Origin of the sequence: Microbacterium sp. SA39, from assembly GCF_000967865.1 — a bacterium.
In the GTDB taxonomy this organism is placed as follows: Bacteria; Actinomycetota; Actinomycetes; order Actinomycetales; family Microbacteriaceae; genus Microbacterium.
This window is the reverse complement of sequence record NZ_JXRU01000038.1, coordinates 1-14,934: the sequence shown is the minus strand read 5'-3', so window position 1 is coordinate 14,934 and position 14,934 is coordinate 1. Positions and strand designations below refer to the sequence as shown.

Below are 14,934 nucleotides of genomic sequence, written 5' to 3'. Positions count from 1 at the left end.
GACTGGTGGCGTGTCTGAAATCACCCCTGATCTCGTGCGCCATCTCGGCGTGCTCGCGCGTATCCAGCTGAACGACGAGGAGGTGTCGCGGCTCACCGGCCAGCTCGACGCCATCGTCGACAACATCGCCAAGGTGTCGGAGGTCGCGACCGCCGACATCGTCGCGACCAGCCACCCGATCCCGCTGAGCAACGTCTTCCGCCCCGACGTGGTGGGACAGACCCTCACGCACGAGCAGGTGCTGCAGAACGCTCCGGATGCCGCCGACGGCCGCTTCCGTGTCACCGCGATCCTGGGGGAAGAGCAGTGAGCGACATCATCCGGCTGACCGCGGCAGAACTCGCCGACAAGCTGACCTCCCGAGAGATCTCGAGCGTCGAGGCCACCCAGGCCCACCTCGACCGCATCGCCGCCGTCGACGGCGACGTGCATGCGTTCCTCCACGTGAACGAGGGGGCGCTCGAGGCTGCAGCTGCCATCGACGCCCGACGCGCGGCGGGGGAGCAGCTCGGACCGATCGCGGGCGTCCCGCTGGCGATCAAGGACGTCCTGGTCACCGACGACCAGCCGACCACCAGCGGGTCGCGCATCCTCGAGGGCTATCGCTCGCCCTACGACGCCACCGTGGTGGCGCGTTCGCGCGCCGCCGGTCTCATCCCGCTGGGCAAGACCAACATGGACGAGTTCGCGATGGGCTCTTCCACGGAGCACTCGGCATACGGTCCGACACGCAACCCGTGGGACCTCGACCGCATCCCCGGTGGTTCCGGCGGCGGTTCTGCCGCCGCCGTCGCCGCCTTCGAGGCGCCCCTGGCACTCGGGTCGGACACCGGCGGTTCGATCCGCCAGCCCGCGCATGTCACCGGAACAGTCGGAGTGAAGCCGACCTACGGCGGCGTCAGCCGTTACGGTGCGATCGCGCTGGCCTCCAGCCTCGATCAGGTCGGACCGGTCACCCGCACGGTGCTCGATGCAGGCCTGTTGCACGACGTCATCGGCGGGCACGACCCGAAGGACTCCACGTCGCTGCGCGACTCCTGGCCGTCGTTCGCGGATGCCGCCCGCGAGGGCGCCCGCGGCGACGTGCTCAAGGGACTCAAGGTCGGCGTGATCCGCGAGCTGCCCGACAGCGGCTTCCAGCCCGGCGTCGCGGCATCCTTCCGCAGCGCTCTCGCGTTGATGGAGGCGCAGGGTGCGGAGATCGTCGAGATCGACGCGCCGCACTTCGAGTACGGCGTCGCCGCCTACTACCTGATCCTTCCCGCGGAGGCGTCCAGCAACCTCGCGAAGTTCGACTCCGTGCGCTTCGGCCTGCGGGTGACCCCCGGCGGCAACCCGACGGTCGAGGACGTGATGTCCGCAACCCGCGACGCCGGCTTCGGCGACGAGGTCAAGCGCCGCATCATCCTCGGCACCTACGCGCTGTCTGCTGGCTACTACGACGCCTACTACGGCAGCGCGCAGAAGGTCCGCACGCTCATCCAGCAGGACTTCGCGAACGCCTTCGCCCATGTCGACGTCATCGCCACGCCGTCCGCTCCCACGACGGCGTTCAAGATCGGCGAGAAGATCGACGACCCTCTGCAGATGTACCTGAACGACGTGACCACGATTCCGGCGAACCTCGCCGGCGTCCCTGGAATCTCGATCCCGAGCGGTCTCGCCGAGGAAGACGGGTTGCCGGTCGGCATCCAGTTCCTCGCTCCCGCCCGCGAGGACGCGCGCCTGTACAAGGTGGGCGCCGCCCTCGAGACCGTGCTGCTCGACTCGTGGGGTGCTCCGCTTCTTTCGAAGGCGCCTCGGTTGCTGAGCGAGCGAAGCGAGACGAAGTACAACGGAGGAACCCGCTGATGGCCACCGCCAAGCTCATGGACTTCGACAAGGCGCTCGAGCTGTACGAGCCGGTCCTCGGTTTCGAGGTGCACGTCGAGCTCAACACGAACACGAAGATGTTCTCGGACGCGCCGAACCCGGCCAACGAGAAGTACCACGCGGCTGAACCGAACACCCTGATCGCGCCGGTCGACCTCGGTCTGCCCGGGTCGCTGCCGGTCGTCAACGAGACGGCCATCCGCTCCTCGATCAGCCTGGGCCTCGCGCTCGGCTGCTCGATCGCCGAGTCCAGCCGGTTCGCCCGCAAGAACTACTTCTACCCGGACCTCGGCAAGAACTACCAGATCTCTCAGTACGACGAGCCGATCGCGTTCGAAGGATCGGTCGAGGTAGAGCTCGAGGACGGCACCGTGGTGACGATCCCGATCGAGCGCGCGCACATGGAGGAGGACGCCGGCAAGCTCACCCACATGGGTGGCGCGACCGGACGCATCCAGGGCGCCGAGTATTCGCTCGTCGACTACAACCGCGCTGGCGTCCCGCTGGTCGAGATCGTCACGAAGGTGATCACCGGCACCGAGCATCGCGCCCCGGAGGTCGCTAAGGCGTACGTCCAGACGATCCGCGACATCGTCCGCGGACTCGGCATCTCGGAGGCTCGTCTCGAGCGCGGCAACCTGCGCTGCGACGCGAACATCTCGCTGCGCCCGCGCGGCACCGAGAAGCTCGGCACGCGCACCGAGACGAAGAACGTGAACTCGATGCGCTCCGTGGAGCGTGCTGTCAGGTACGAGATCCAGCGTCAGGCGCAGATCCTGGCCGACGGCGGCACGATCACGCAGGAGACGCGGCACTGGCACGAGGACACCGGCACGACGTCGCCGGGACGCCCGAAGTCGGATGCCGATGACTACCGGTACTTCCCCGAGCCGGATCTGCTTCCCGTCGAGCCGGCCACCGAGCTGATCGAGGAGCTGCGCGCCGCCCTTCCCGAGCAGCCAGTCGCCCGTCGTCGTCGCCTGATGACGGAGTGGGGATTCACCGACCTCGAGTTCCAGGACGTGCGCAACAACGGTGTGCTCGAAGAGGTCGCGGCGACCATCGCCGCCGGTGCGACACCGGCCACCGCGCGCAAGTGGTGGACGGGTGAGATCTCCCGCCTCGCGAACGCGCAGGAGAAGGACGCCGCCGAGCTGATCAGCCCCGAGAACGTCGTCGCGCTGCAGAAGCTGATCGATGCCGGAACCTTGACCGACAAGCTCGCACGTCAGGTGCTCGAGGGCGTCATCGCAGGGGAGGGCACTCCCCAGGAGGTCATCGACGCGCGCGGACTCGCCGTCGTGTCCGACGACGGCGCTCTGATCGCCGCCATCGACGAGGCCTTCGCCGCGCAGCCCGACGTGCTCGCCAAGATCAAGGACGGCAAGGTCCAGGCGGCCGGGGCTGTCATCGGTGCGGTCATGAAGGCGATGAAGGGCCAGGCGGACGCCGCCCGGGTCCGCGAACTCATCCTCGAGCGCGCTGCGCAGTAACAGTCCGCTCCCTCGGGCCCTACGTCTGCGGCCCGAGGGAGAATGGTTCCATGGGACACGGTGACGGCAGAGGGCAGATCACGTCTGCCACCGACGCCGACGACACCGGGACGCGGATCCTCCATGTCGACATGGACGCGTTCTACGCGGCCGTCGAGGTGCTCGACGATCCGAGCCTGCGCGGACTCCCGCTGATCATCGGCGCGCCCGACGGCCGCTCCGTCGTGTCTAGCGCGTCGTACGAGGCGCGCCGTTACGGTGTCCACGCGGCGATGCCCGTCGCCCAGGCGGTCCGGCTGTGTCCCACCGCGCGCATCGTGCAGCCGCACTTCCACCGATACCAGGAGGTGTCACGACAGGTGATGGCGATCTTCGAATCGTTCACCCCGCTGGTGGAGCCTCTGTCGGTCGACGAAGCCTTCCTCGACGTGCAGGGCGTGCGGAGGCTGTGGGGGCGCCCCGCCCAGATCGCCGAGCAGATCCGAGCACGTGTACTCGCCGAGGTCGGGATCACCTGCAGTGTCGGGGTGGCCGCGACCAAGCACGTGGCGAAGATGGCGTCGACGATCGCCAAGCCGGACGGGATGCTGGTCGTCGCAGCGGCCGACACCCTCGACTTCCTCGCGCCGCGACCTGTCCGTGCGATGTGGGGCGTGGGGCCCAAGGCGGCCGAGTCGCTGGAGGCCCGCGGTATCCGCACGATCAAGGACATCCGCGAGGCGTCATCCGAGATGCTGGAGCGCGCAGTCGGTCCGGCGCTCAGCGCCAGGCTCGTGCAGCTCGCTCGCGGTGAGGACGCTCGCGCCGTCGACACGGAGCGCATCGAGAAGAGCATCGGTCATGAGGAGACGTTCGAACACGACATCCTCGACCGCGCGTTCCTCCGTGCGGAACTGCTGCGGCTGGCGGATCGCGTCGCTGCGCGACTTCGACGTGCGGAGTGGGAAGCGGCGACCGTGTCGATCAAGGTGCGCTTCGACGACTTCCGCACCCTGAACCGCTCGCAGACCCTCAGCGAGCCCTCCGCGGTCGGGCAGCGGATCGGAGAGGCGGCGCAGACGCTCTTCGAGCAGATCGAGCGGCGCGATCCCGTCAGGCTGCTCGGCGTACGGGCCGAGAACCTCCGACCGGCAGGCGGCGGGGGGCTGGGCCTCTGGGATGACGACGAGGACTGGCGCAAGGTCGAAGGTGCCGTGGACGAGGCCGTCGCTCGGTTCGGGACCGCCACGATCAGTCGAGCTCGGCACATCGGGCGCGCCTCGGGGCGGGACGCTGCGCAGCACCCGAAGGCGCACGGCTCCGATTGAGCCCTCACTCGGAGGCCCTTCGTGGGCTAGCGTGGAACCATGCCGAACATTGCACTGGAACTGGGAAAGCAGATCGCGTCTTTCGGCGTGAAGAGCTCGTACGGTGAGCCGCAGGACGTCGACGGGGTGAGCATCACCCCGGTCTCCTTCACCTACTCCGGCTTCGGCGGAGGAAGCGGTGAGGGCGCAGAGGGCGGTGGAGGCGGCGGGGTGTCGATTCCGGTCGGCGTGTACGTCCGTCGGGAAGAGGGCCTGCGGTTCGAGCCGAACCTCGTGACACTGCTCGTCGTCGCGGTGCCGTTCGTCTGGGTCACCGGGCGGGCACTCACGCGCATCATCCGTGCCCTCAAGAAGTGACGATCCCGTCGCGGACGCGCTCGATCGCGCCGCGACACTGATCGCTCAGGACATCCGCGCGCTGTCCGCCGCGAACCCCGTGGTGCTGATCGACGGCCGCAGCGGTGCGGGGAAGTCCTCTCTGGCTGCGCGGCTGGTCGCTCGATGGCCGCTCGTCGGGCGAGTCCAGCTGATCGCCCTGGATTCGCTGTACCCGGGCTGGGACGGACTCGATGACGGCGTAGAACGTGCGCTCGAGTGGGTCCTCCGTCCGCACGGTCGCGGATACCTCGGCACCTGGCGACGGTGGGACTGGGAACGGGAGACCGAGGCCGAGAGCCACGCGGTGGATCCCGCGCTGGGAGTCATCGTCGAAGGCAGCGGCATCCTGACTCCGGCGACTGCCGGTCTCGGAGACGTGCGGGTCTGGGTGGAGTCCGCAGAGGCTGCACGCAAGGCGCGGGCGCTCGCGCGGGACGGCGAGACCTACCGGCCTCATTGGGAGCGCTGGGCCGCTCAGGAGCAGCGGCACGTGGAGAGGGACGATCCTCGGATGCTCGCGACGAGAGTCGTCGAGATTCCGTGATCCGTCAGCGTCCTCGGCGTTCGTCGGCGTCGTCAGCCGCTTGTATGAGCACTTCGAGACGGTAGCCGAGCCAGTCGTAGAGGTCGCCTCGGCCGTCGTCGGCCTGCTGATCCTCGCTCGTGATCCCCAGACGCTCGGCGATGACCAGCCGGATCGCCGTCAGCGTGCGCAACCAGGCGTCGAGGTCATCCTCCGCGATGACGAGGTCGCGCGGCGCCATGGCGTCGTCTTCGGAGAGAGACTCCACGTCGGCGACGAACGGCGAGAGTTCCTTGCGAACCGTCGCGGCTTCGGTGATGCGCCGGTTCAGCAGATCGTCTCGGGTGCTGGCGGCGAAAGACTCAGCCGCGTCCCGGTCGTCCGGGTAGGCGCTGGGCGTCAGTCGCTGCACCGCGGAATCGTCTGGGTCGCGATCGGTCAGGAGCTCGACGAAGTCGTCGACGAGCCTGCCGAGATGGATGCCTTCCAGCAGAGCGAGCGGAACGACGATGTCGTGCGAACTCATCGGCCCGCCTTCCGTACCGTGGCCCAGAGACCGTAGTCGTGCATGGCCTGCGCGTGGACCTCCATGGTCTCTCGAGGACCGGTGGCGACGATCGCGTGACCGTCGTGGTGGACCGCGAGCATGAGGGCCGTCGCCCGTTCGAGCGAGTAGCCGAAGTAGGTGCGGAACACGCGGACGACGTAGCTCATGAGGTTCACCGGGTCATTCCAGACGACGACCTCCCACGGTTCGAGCGGAGCGGCCCGGAGATCGGTGGTCTCGTCGATTTCCGGGGCCGCGAGAGGCGCGCTCACGCCCACCCCATCTCATGGAGTTGCGCGTCATCCAGGCCGTAGAAGTGGGCGATCTCGTGGACCAGGGTGGTGTGGATCTCGTCGCGCAGCTCTGGCTCGGTGTCGCACTGCGCGAGGTGCGGTTCGCGGAACAGCACGATGCGGTCGGGAAGCTCGCCCATGCCGTACTGTCCTCGTTCGGTCAGTGCGGATCCGTCGTACAGGCCGAGCAGGTCGAGGGTTCCGTCTTCGGGGCGATCCTCGACGACGAACACCACGTTCTCGAGCCCGTCGACCATGTCGTCGGGCAGTTGATCGAGCTCGTCGATCACGAGCGCTTCGAAGGCTGCAGCATCCATCTCCATCCCGTCCAGCCTAGGGGCGGGAGCGCCGGGCAGCGCCCGTCAGTGCAGGAAGACGAGGAGGGCTGCGACGGCGATGAACAGCACCCCGAAGACGCTGTTGAGTATTCGCTGGCCCCGCGCGGATCGCGTGAGACGGCGGAACGGACGCGCGGCGGCGGCGAAGAAGCCCCACATGACGATGACGTCGACGATGATGACGGTGGCGACGAGGGTCAGGTACTGGGGGAGCGGAGGCTCGTCGAGCCGGATGAACTGAGGGATGAATGCGAGGAAGAAGACGATGGCCTTCGGGTTCAGCAGGTTGACCCAGAATCCGCGTCGGATCATCGACCAGTGGCCTTCGCGGGAATCGACAGGTGCCACGGTGTCGTCTGCGATCTCTGCGGGCTTGGTCAGGATGAGGCGGATGCCGAGAAAGACGAGGTAGGCGGCACCGGCGTAGCGGATCGTGTTGAAGAGGACGTCGGAGCGGGAGACGAGGAGCCCGACACCGGCCGCGACGATCGCCACGTGCACGATGAGGGCGATCTGCTGCCCGATGATGCCCCAGATGGAGCGGCGCCAGCCCTGGTTGAGTGCGTTCGACATCGTGTTGATCGCGCCGGCGCCCGGCGTGAAGCTGATGACGACGGAGGCGGTGAGGAGAGAGAACCAGACCGCGAGTGACACGCTGTCAGTCTAGAGGTCGGCCGTGCGGGGCTCGAACGCAGAAGAGGCCCGAATCAGACGATTCAGGCCTCTTCACTGGGGTGAGTAACGGGACTCGAACCCGCGACATCCGGCACCACAAGCCAGCGCTCTACCAGCTGAGCTATACCCACCATGTGCCCACCGGAGCGGGCAACCAGATGAGTCTATTACATGTTCGGGGTGAACTCCGACACGGTGCGGGTGGCGATCACGCGCGCGTCGTCACTCGACGGGCCGGGCTCATCGACGAACACGGCTTCCCGGTAGTACCGCAGTTCGCGGATGGACTCGAGGATGTCGGCGAGTGCGCGGTGACCGCCGTCTTTCGCCGGCGCCTGGAAGAACACTCGGGGATACCAGCGACGCGAGAGCTCTTTGATGCTGGACACATCGACGTTCCGATAGTGCAGCCACTGATCGACCTGGGGCATGTACTTCGCGAGGAACATCCGGTCCGTGCCGATCGTGTTGCCCGCGAGGGGAGCCTTCCGTTCCAACGGCACGAATCGACGGATGTACGCAAGCGTCTGCGCCTCGGCGTCTTCGAGTGAGACGCCGTGGGGGATCTCCTTGATGAGACCCGAGGTCTCATGCATCTTGGTCACGAAATCGTTCATGTTCGCGAGCGCCGCGTCGTTCGGACGTATAACGATCTGGAAGCCCGGGTCGATCGGCTCCAACTCGAAATCGGTGATGACGACCGCGATCTCGACGAGCTCATCGACCGCGAGATCGAGTCCCGTCATCTCGCAATCGATCCATACGAGACGATCGTTCTCCGACGCAGATACCATTCCGCCATCCTATCGACGGGCCCGACATCTGCTGTGGCCCCCCAGGCAGGGTTCGAACCTGCGACCGGCGACTTAGAAGATCGATGCTCTGTCCACTGAGCTACTGGGGGTAGGCGTCCAGACTAGCGAAAACTTCATGCGGACTCCTCGTCGGTCGTGCAAGCGCCGGCCGCGCCTGCATCGGACGCGCCCGCATCGGCCGCGTCGGGCCGACGCCGGGCGGCGGCTGCGGCACGAATCTCACGCGAGTAGGCATTCCGGCGCGCTCTGCAGGGTTCGCACGAGCATCCTCTGCGCCCTTTCACCCCGCCACCGTGGGGTATTTGAGCCCGGTGGGAGGGCAGGCGAGCCGGCGCAGGGAGTTCGAGACCGAGGGACATCAGGTGTTTACGGCTTCCGGCTCGTCGCGCGGTTCGCCTGCGATGGCAGTTCGCGCAAACCACCTCGCACTTCGCGATCTCCGCGAGAATCGTCGACACGCGCGAGTCGAGGCGTTGACGGCCCTGGCGATCTCGAAGCGCTTTTCACAGCCAGGAAGATGGTCGAAGTCGAGCACGAGGGGGTCCGGTTCGCCGCAATCGTGACACGGATGATCACGCAGGTACGCGATCATCCTCGTGAAGTTCTGATGCCGGTGCCACGCCTGCATCGTGTAGAGGCGTTCTTCCGAGCTGGGCATCCGCGCGCCTACGAGTAGCGCAGCGCCGCGACCGCGTCGTCGACCCGCCAGAACTCTCCGACGAGGCGGAAGGTGCCGGTGGCGAGATGCAGTCGCTCCGCGCGATAGCGCAGGCCGAGGGGATCGGCGACGATGCGCAGGTGGCCGAGGACGCGTTCGGCGCGGTCCTGGACTCGCCAGAGGTGGTCGGACGCGCGGACGAGGTGTTCGCGCGGGGAGGAGAGCCGAGGCGTCGCGTACGGAACCTCGGGCAGATAGGTGGTCAAGCTGTCGGACATCGGAACTCCCTTCTGATTCGAACATATGACCGACCACCGACATTCGGTGCGGCCCGTTCGAAGACGTCGGTGACATGCGTTCTGCACCGGCCCAAGCCCGAGCCTTTATATCCACTGATCTCGGGTTAGCGGCGTCCGCGACCCTGGAGAAAGACGCACGCTGGGTCGATCCGAGCAAGCGACTCGGGCATCGAGAGGACTGACATGAATGACACCGTGACGATCGTGGGACGAGTCGCCACCGATCCGACCCAAGGGCAGACGGGCGGAGGTGACCCGGTCACGAACTTCCGCCTCGCCAGCACCCATCGCCGGTTCGACAACTCGACGCAGACCTGGACCGACTCCGATACGAACTGGTTCTCGGTCGCGGCGTTCCGGCAACTCGGCGAGCACGCCAAGGCGTCACTGCGAACGGGTGACAGCGTCATCGTCACCGGCCGGCTGAAGATCCGTACGTGGGAGAGCAACGGGAAGCAGGGGACGAGCGTCGACATCATCGCCGACGCCATAGGTCACGATCTTCGGTGGGGCACCTCGGCCTTCCTTGCGCGAAGTCGAGCGACACCGTCCGATTCCGGAGCGCGCGGATCGTCTCCGGACCACCGCACGAGCGAGCCGGAAGTCGGCCGTGACGCCGAGGACGGTATCGACGGCGAGGAAGATGCCGGCGACGAGCTGTCCGACCTCGATATCTCCTGGGCCGAAGTACCTGCGGGCGGCGGTGCAGCGGCGTCGGCGACGGCGTACTGAGGCGACGTATCCAACAGAGCCGAGACCGGTCGGCGTCGCGGTTCACGGGGGCTCGGCACGTAGACTCAGCACGTGCTTCGTCGACCGGTCTCTGCGGCTCCGCGTGCAGCCGCAACCCTCGTGGCCGCGACCGCCGCGCTGCTCGTCCTGTCCGCCTGCGGCCCTACACCCGATCCGCCCGTCGGGCCGACGGCCGAGGCCACGCCTTCGGCGAGTTCGGCGACACCTGCTGCGCCCGCCCTCATGCCGGATGGCACGGCCGACGAGAACCTGCCGGTCTTCACGAGCACGGCTGAGGCCGTGTGGGCTACCGAGCAGCGCGGATCCGGGCGGGCGTACATCGACGCGCTCATCGCCGCGGGATTCGACCGGGCGAGCATGCAGGTGACCCAGGACCAGTCCACGGTCGGCAACCCCGCCGAGAGCCTGCAGTTCTCGGTTCGCTGGGGCGAGGACGAGTGCCTCGTCGGACAGGTCGGCCCGTCGACGGGCCAGGTCGTCACGGCAGTGATGCCCCAGCTCGCAGAAGGGCGCTGCCTGATCGGCACGACTCGGCCCATCGACTGGTGACCCAGCTGAGGGCCGGTAGGCTGGAGTGTCGATCTTCGACGCCAACAGAAGGAGCGGTTTTCGGTGGCTGAGTACATCTACTCGATGGTGCGTGCACGCAAGGCAGTGGGCGAGAAGCTCATCCTCGACGACGTCACCATGGCATTCCTTCCTGGCGCCAAGATCGGCATGGTCGGTCCGAACGGCGCTGGAAAGTCCACGATCCTCAAGATCATGGCCGGCCTCGATACGCCTTCCAACGGTGAGGCCAAGCTGTCTCCCGGATTCTCCGTGGGCATCCTCATGCAAGAGCCGGAGCTCGACGAGACGAAGACCGTCATCGAGAACATTCAGGACGGCATCGCCATCAAGGCCAAGGTCGACCGCTTCAACGAGATCTCGGCGCTGATGGCCGATCCTGATGCCGACTTCGACGCGCTCCTCGCCGAGATGGGCGGGCTCCAGGAGGAGATCGACGCCGCTGATGGCTGGGATCTCGACTCTCAGTTGGACCAGGCCATGGATGCACTGCGCACTCCGCCGGCGGATGCCGCGATCGCCCCGCTCTCCGGTGGTGAGAAGCGCCGCGTGGCACTGGCCAAGCTGCTCCTTCAGAAGCCCGACCTCCTGCTCCTCGACGAGCCCACCAACCACCTCGATGCCGAGAGCGTGCTGTGGCTCGAGCAGCATCTGCAGGCGTACAAGGGCGCGGTGATCGCGATCACCCACGACCGGTACTTCCTCGACCACGTCGCCGAGTGGATCGCCGAGGTCGACCGCGGCCGTCTCATCGGCTACGAGGGCAACTACTCCACCTACCTCGAGAAGAAGGGCGAGCGCCTCGAGGTCCAGGGCAAGAAGGACGCGAAGCTCGCCAAGCGCCTCAAGGAGGAGCTCGAGTGGGTGCGCTCCAGCGCCAAGGGTCGTCAGACCAAGTCGAAGGCGCGTCTTGCGCGCTACGAGGAGATGGCGACCGAGGCCGAGCGGACCCGGAAGCTGGACTTCGATGAGATCCAGATCCCCGCGGGCCCGCGCCTCGGAGGCATCGTCATCGACGCCAAGAAGCTGCAGAAGGGCTTCGACGGCCGCGTGCTGATCGACGGCCTCAGCTTCAACCTGCCGCCGAACGGCATCGTCGGCGTGATCGGACCGAACGGTGTGGGTAAGACCACGCTCTTCAAGACGATCGTCGGACTCGAGCCCCTGGACGGCGGTGACCTGAAGATCGGCGAGACGGTCAAGATCAGCTACGTCGACCAGTCGCGCTCGAACATCGACCCGAACAAGACACTGTGGGAGGTCGTGTCCGACGGACTCGACTACATCCAGGTCGGCAAGACCGAGATCCCCTCGCGTGCGTACGTCTCGAAGTTCGGTTTCAAGGGCCCCGACCAGCAGAAGAAGGCCGGTGTCCTCTCCGGCGGTGAGCGCAACCGCCTGAACCTGGCGCTCACGCTCAAAGAGGGTGGCAACCTGCTGCTGCTCGATGAGCCCACCAACGACCTGGATGTCGAGACGCTGAGCTCGCTCGAGAACGCTCTTCTCGAGTTCCCCGGCTGCGCCGTGGTCATCACACACGACCGGTGGTTCCTCGACCGCATCGCGACCCACATCCTCTCCTACGAGGGCACCGACGAGAACCCCGGCCAGTGGTACTGGTTCGAGGGCAACTTCGAGGCGTACGAGGAGAACAAGATCGAACGCCTCGGTCCGGACGCCGCGAAGCCGCACCGTTCCACGCACCGCAAGCTCACGCGCGACTGATGTCGTCGCCCCGGCTCCACATCCCGATCCACCTTCGCTGGGGAGATCTGGATGCGTTCAACCACGTCAACAACACCTCGATGCTCAAGTTGCTCGAGGAGGCGCGCGTCCGCGCGTTCTGGCGTGCGGGGCCGGGGGAGGAGGCGCCCTCGACTGCCGTCCTGGATTCCGGCTTCGACGAGGGCATCCTGACTCTCATCGCCCGCCAGGAGATCGAGTACCTCGCGCCAGTGCCGTACCAGCGCCGTCCGCTCGAGGTGCAGATGTGGTTCGGCAAGCTCGGCGGGTCGAGCGTCGAGGTCTGCTACGAGGTGCACAACGATCCCGAAGCCCGGCCGCGGACGATCTACGCCCGGTCGACCGCTGTCATCGTGCTGGTGGATGCCGCGAGCGGACGTCCGACTCGGCTGACGCCGGAGATGCGCGACGCCTGGGAGCCGTTCGTGGGCGATTCGATCGAGTACGCGCACCGTTAGACCGTTTCGGGGACTGATCGCGCTACCGTCGTCCTGTGTCTTCACGCCGCAGGTTCCCCGCCACCACCTCCGCGGCCGCGCGCGCACGGTATGCGAAACGCCGGCAGCGCCGACTGGACCGGGTCGACAACGACCTCACCACCTCGCAGTGGACCGAGATCGTGGCAGCCTGGGGCGGGTGCGCCTATTGCCGGTCGCAGGATCGGCCGCTCCAGCGCGATTGCGTCACCCCGATCTCGCGCGGCGGGCGGTACACGCTCGACAACGTCGTGCCCGCGTGCGCGTCCTGCAATGCGAGCAAGAGCAACAGCGAGGTCACCGGGTGGCTGCGCCGTAAGAAGCTCGACGAACGTACCTTCCTCGCCCGCTACGCCGCGATCCTGCCCGCGCTCACCGCGGACTAGTCCGAAGGCACCCGGATCATGATCTCCTGCGTGACGCTGGCGACGAGGCCGCCCTCGCGCGAGTAGATCCTGCCCGTCGCGAGTCCTCGGCCTCCCCGCGCGTTGGGAGACTCCTGCACATAGAGCAGCCACTCGTCGACGCGCGCAGGACGATGCCACCACATCGCGTGGTCCAGGCTCGCGACCTTCAGTCCCGGCATCGACCAGTACAGGCCGTGCGCTCGGAGGATCGACTCCTGGATCGTCATGTCGCTCAGGTACGCCAACGCGGCGCGGTGCAGTCGCTGATCGTCGGGAAGAGGCGCGCGCATCCGCATCCACACCGCCTGCCTGGCGACATGTTGGTCGTCGCTCGGAAGATACAGCGGCGAGTCCACATGGCGGACGTCGGCGGCCCGGTCGCTCAGCATCCGTGCCGCACCACCCGGCAGCCCCTTGACCCTGTCCTCGTCCGACGCGAGGTCCTCCGGGTCCGGAACACCCGCGGGCATCGGCTCCGCGTGTTCGACGCCCGGATCCTGATCCTGCGCCGAGGCGATCATGGAGAAGATCGGCACCCCGTTCTGGTACGCCTGCGAGCGCCGCGTCGAGAACGAGCGCCCGTCGTGGATGCGGTCCACCGCGATCGTGATCCCCTGGCCGGAATCGCCGGGCCGCAGGAAATAGCCGTGCATGGAATGGACGGGGCGGTCCTCGGGGAGCGTGCGCTCTGCCGCGATGAGACTCTGCGCGAGCACCTGGCCGCCGTAGATGCGGCCTGTGGGCATGGCGTGCGACGACCCGGTGAAGATGTCCTCGGTGGTCCGTGCCTGCGTGAAGTCGAGGTCGAGCACGTCGAGCAGTCGTTCGACGGTCTGGATGGCGTGCTCTTCGGGGCTCATTCGTTCCTCTCCGCGACCGAGGGCGCCGGTCCGTTGGTAGTTTAGAACGCGTGCCGCATCACCTTCTCCTCACCGATCCCGACACCGCGAAAGACGTTCTCACGTTCGTCGGTCGGGCGACCCGGATCACCGATGACGGCGTCCGTCTCCAAGCGGCGAACGGGGTGCTCGCGCTGACGACGGCCGCTCTCGCCCCGCACGGACTCTTCGACAACACCCCGACGGTCCTCGCGATGCGCATCGTGCATGCCGATCCCGAGCTCGAGTGCGACATCGTCGTCGACCAGCTCACCGCGTCGGACGACCCGCTGCGCCTGAATCTTCCCGATACGGGTCTGTCGCCGGCGTGGGCCGGTGTGGCGCCGCCGAGATCCGAGTGGGCACCAGACTCCACGCTCTCGGCCTCGATGATCGCCCAGCGCGCGCAATGGGGGATCTCCGCCGTCGCCCGCGGTGCGACGCCCGGCTCTGGCGAAGAGGCCGTCCGCGCACTGCGCGCAGCCATCTGGGGCGAGCCTGATGATGAGCTCGGCGGACTGCCGCGGGGGATCGCATTCGCCGCCGATGCCCTGGGTTTCATCTCCGGGGAAGAGGATGTTCCCGTGATGCGCTCCGGACGCTGGACGCGCCTGGCTTTCCGCCGCGGACATGTCCTCGCCAGGGGGCCGGTCGCCTCGGGACTGACCGCTGTTCGCGACACGCGCGCCGCGAGCTAGCTGTTCTTCCCCGTGAGGTTGTGAACGCGGTCTGAGGGTGTTTGGCCGCTGATGCCGGTGTGGGGTCTGTGGTGATTGTAGTGATGGAGCCAGGTGTCGTAGGTTGCTGCTCGGGCTTCGTCGCTGGCGTAGGTCTCGGCGTAAGCCCATTCCTGGGCGAGGGTGCGGTTGAAGCGCTCGACCTTCCCGTTCGTTTGGGGGCGGTAAGGCTTCG

General features: G+C 67.2%; 20 protein-coding genes and 2 tRNA genes. 12 read left to right on the top strand and 10 right to left on the bottom strand.

The genetic code is table 11. The features are described 5' to 3' along the window. Positions 1 to 10: 10 nt before the first annotated feature. Genes gatC through RS85_RS14840 form a run of 6 tightly spaced genes read left to right on the top strand, consistent with a single transcriptional unit; the run spans position 11 to position 5,594 of the window. Positions 11 to 310, top strand: a complete 300-nt coding sequence (gene gatC, locus RS85_RS14865; protein ID WP_046014260.1) for an Asp-tRNA(Asn)/Glu-tRNA(Gln) amidotransferase subunit GatC — start codon at positions 11 to 13, stop codon at positions 308 to 310. Continuing rightward, entirely contained in the window at positions 307 to 1,851 is a 1,545-nt protein-coding gene (gene gatA, locus RS85_RS14860; protein ID WP_046014259.1) for an Asp-tRNA(Asn)/Glu-tRNA(Gln) amidotransferase subunit GatA, read from the top strand. Before gatC ends, gatA begins: the two co-directional genes overlap by 4 nt. Beyond that, positions 1,851 to 3,365 carry an Asp-tRNA(Asn)/Glu-tRNA(Gln) amidotransferase subunit GatB gene (gene gatB / locus RS85_RS14855; protein WP_046014258.1) on the top strand — a complete coding sequence of 505 codons (1,515 nt, stop codon included), beginning with the start codon at positions 1,851 to 1,853 and terminating at the stop codon, positions 3,363 to 3,365. The genes gatA and gatB overlap by 1 nt, the downstream gene beginning before the upstream one ends. A 50-nt stretch (positions 3,366 to 3,415) precedes the next feature. Then, a complete protein-coding gene (gene dinB, locus RS85_RS14850) occupies positions 3,416 to 4,672 on the top strand; it encodes a DNA polymerase IV (RefSeq protein ID WP_046014257.1) in 1,257 nt (418 codons plus the stop codon). 39 nt (positions 4,673 to 4,711) lie between these two features. Next, on the top strand, positions 4,712 to 5,029 hold the full coding sequence (locus RS85_RS14845) for a hypothetical protein (RefSeq protein WP_046014256.1): 318 nt from the start codon (positions 4,712 to 4,714) through the stop codon (positions 5,027 to 5,029). Next, positions 5,013 to 5,594 carry a hypothetical protein gene (locus RS85_RS14840; protein WP_082087649.1) on the top strand — a complete coding sequence of 194 codons (582 nt, stop codon included), beginning with the start codon at positions 5,013 to 5,015 and terminating at the stop codon, positions 5,592 to 5,594. Before RS85_RS14845 ends, RS85_RS14840 begins: the two co-directional genes overlap by 17 nt. Before the next feature lie 4 nt (positions 5,595 to 5,598). Here RS85_RS14840 and RS85_RS14835 read toward each other — a convergent pair whose 3' ends face one another. The 8 genes from RS85_RS14835 to RS85_RS14795 form a co-directional block, all read right to left on the bottom strand. Then, positions 5,599 to 6,099 (bottom strand): DUF2017 family protein, encoded by a 501-nt coding sequence (locus tag RS85_RS14835; RefSeq protein WP_046014255.1) that lies wholly within the window; start codon positions 6,097 to 6,099, stop codon positions 5,599 to 5,601. Then, on the bottom strand, positions 6,096 to 6,398 hold the full coding sequence (gene clpS / locus RS85_RS14830; RefSeq protein WP_046014254.1) for an ATP-dependent Clp protease adapter ClpS: 303 nt from the start codon (positions 6,396 to 6,398) through the stop codon (positions 6,096 to 6,098). Before clpS ends, RS85_RS14835 begins: the two co-directional genes overlap by 4 nt. Further along, the gene (locus tag RS85_RS14825; RefSeq protein ID WP_046014253.1) at positions 6,389 to 6,736 is read right to left on the bottom strand and encodes a metallopeptidase family protein; all 348 of its coding nucleotides are present in this window, start codon (positions 6,734 to 6,736) and stop codon (positions 6,389 to 6,391) included. Before RS85_RS14825 ends, clpS begins: the two co-directional genes overlap by 10 nt. A gap of 39 nt (positions 6,737 to 6,775) precedes the next feature. Then, positions 6,776 to 7,405 carry a LysE family transporter gene (locus RS85_RS14820; protein WP_046014252.1) on the bottom strand — a complete coding sequence of 210 codons (630 nt, stop codon included), beginning with the start codon at positions 7,403 to 7,405 and terminating at the stop codon, positions 6,776 to 6,778. A 76-nt stretch (positions 7,406 to 7,481) separates the two neighbouring features. Next, positions 7,482 to 7,557, bottom strand: a tRNA-His gene (locus RS85_RS14815). A gap of 36 nt (positions 7,558 to 7,593) precedes the next feature. Next, on the bottom strand, positions 7,594 to 8,220 hold the full coding sequence (gene orn, locus RS85_RS14810) for an oligoribonuclease (protein WP_046014251.1): 627 nt from the start codon (positions 8,218 to 8,220) through the stop codon (positions 7,594 to 7,596). A gap of 34 nt (positions 8,221 to 8,254) precedes the next feature. After that, a tRNA-Arg gene (locus RS85_RS14805) sits at positions 8,255 to 8,330 on the bottom strand. 577 nt (positions 8,331 to 8,907) lie between these two features. After that, on the bottom strand, positions 8,908 to 9,177 hold the full coding sequence (locus RS85_RS14795) for a hypothetical protein (protein ID WP_046014250.1): 270 nt from the start codon (positions 9,175 to 9,177) through the stop codon (positions 8,908 to 8,910). A 204-nt stretch (positions 9,178 to 9,381) separates the two neighbouring features. Between RS85_RS14795 and RS85_RS14790 the strand changes: the two genes are divergently transcribed. The 5 genes from RS85_RS14790 to RS85_RS14770 all read left to right on the top strand — a co-directional run bounded on the left by RS85_RS14790 (position 9,382) and on the right by RS85_RS14770 (position 13,123). Continuing rightward, positions 9,382 to 9,930 (top strand): single-stranded DNA-binding protein, encoded by a 549-nt coding sequence (locus tag RS85_RS14790; protein ID WP_046014249.1) that lies wholly within the window; start codon positions 9,382 to 9,384, stop codon positions 9,928 to 9,930. A 72-nt stretch (positions 9,931 to 10,002) separates the two neighbouring features. After that, the gene (locus RS85_RS19850) at positions 10,003 to 10,500 is read left to right on the top strand and encodes a DUF6993 domain-containing protein (protein ID WP_046014248.1); all 498 of its coding nucleotides are present in this window, start codon (positions 10,003 to 10,005) and stop codon (positions 10,498 to 10,500) included. 63 nt (positions 10,501 to 10,563) lie between these two features. Continuing rightward, positions 10,564 to 12,243: an energy-dependent translational throttle protein EttA gene (ettA, locus tag RS85_RS14780; protein WP_046014247.1), complete on the top strand. Its 1,680-nt coding sequence runs from the start codon at positions 10,564 to 10,566 to the stop codon at positions 12,241 to 12,243. Further along, positions 12,243 to 12,719: an acyl-CoA thioesterase gene (locus RS85_RS14775; RefSeq protein WP_046014246.1), complete on the top strand. Its 477-nt coding sequence runs from the start codon at positions 12,243 to 12,245 to the stop codon at positions 12,717 to 12,719. The genes ettA and RS85_RS14775 overlap by 1 nt, the downstream gene beginning before the upstream one ends. Before the next feature lie 35 nt (positions 12,720 to 12,754). Continuing rightward, on the top strand, positions 12,755 to 13,123 hold the full coding sequence (locus RS85_RS14770) for an HNH endonuclease (RefSeq protein ID WP_046014245.1): 369 nt from the start codon (positions 12,755 to 12,757) through the stop codon (positions 13,121 to 13,123). On the opposite strand, the gene RS85_RS14765 is transcribed toward RS85_RS14770, so the two are convergent. Continuing rightward, entirely contained in the window at positions 13,120 to 14,004 is an 885-nt protein-coding gene (locus RS85_RS14765) for an acyl-CoA thioesterase (RefSeq protein ID WP_046014244.1), read from the bottom strand. The genes RS85_RS14770 and RS85_RS14765 overlap by 4 nt on opposite strands. A gap of 50 nt (positions 14,005 to 14,054) precedes the next feature. Between RS85_RS14765 and RS85_RS14760 the strand changes: the two genes are divergently transcribed. Continuing rightward, complete coding sequence (locus RS85_RS14760) at positions 14,055 to 14,720, top strand: hypothetical protein (RefSeq protein ID WP_046014243.1); 666 nt, start codon at positions 14,055 to 14,057, stop codon at positions 14,718 to 14,720. Here the strand turns inward: RS85_RS14760 and RS85_RS14755 are convergent. Next, a partial coding sequence (locus RS85_RS14755) for an integrase core domain-containing protein (RefSeq protein WP_046014242.1) occupies positions 14,717 to 14,934 on the bottom strand: 218 nt, incomplete at its 5' end. The two genes, RS85_RS14760 and RS85_RS14755, sit on opposite strands and share 4 nt — an antisense overlap.